Source organism: Bacillus sp. LR--39, assembly GCF_053613335.1.
In genome coordinates, this window is sequence record NZ_JBSIOT010001324.1 from 1 (window position 1) to 572 (window position 572).

The window sequence follows — 572 nt, forward strand, 5'->3', positions numbered from 1 at the left end:
TTCAGCCACAAGCAGCTCCACATCCTGTTCATCAACCAGCTTCTCAAACGGTTTCGACGGCAGCCGGTCTGTAATGAGAAGGTCAATGTCACTGAGTTCAGCGTATCGGTAAAAATCCGTTCTCCCGATTTTCGAATGGTCGGCAAGCGCTATGACTTGCTTCGCTTGGGAAATCATTTTCCGCTTCACCATTCCGTCCTCCTCATGGGCGATTGTAAGCCCATGTTCAGAAACCCCCACCACGCCGATCAGCGCTTTATCAACATGATAGCATGACAGCTTTTCAATGACAGAGGCGCCGTACAAAAACCGGTGCTCTTTTTGAAGCTTTCCTCCAAGCAGGCGGATGTCAGCCCCTTTTCTTGAGGAAAGAACGTCCGCAAGGTTAATCGAATTGGTGATGATCGTGCAATTGACATCCGGCAAATGCTCTGCGCATGATTGGACTGTCGTGGAAGCGTCCAAAATAATGCGGTCGCCTTCTCTGATTAAAGAAGCGGCTGCTTTTCCGATCATGCTTTTTTCTTCGGAAACCATGCCCAGCCTGCCCGAATAGTCTTTGACCTCATCAT

At 49.3% G+C, this 572-nt stretch carries 1 protein-coding gene; it reads right to left on the minus strand.

Going from position 1 to position 572, the window contains the following annotated elements:
* Positions 1-572, minus strand: a 572-nt coding sequence (locus tag ACWHAR_RS30265; protein WP_452088829.1) for a DeoR/GlpR family DNA-binding transcription regulator, incomplete at both ends; no start/stop codon positions are given.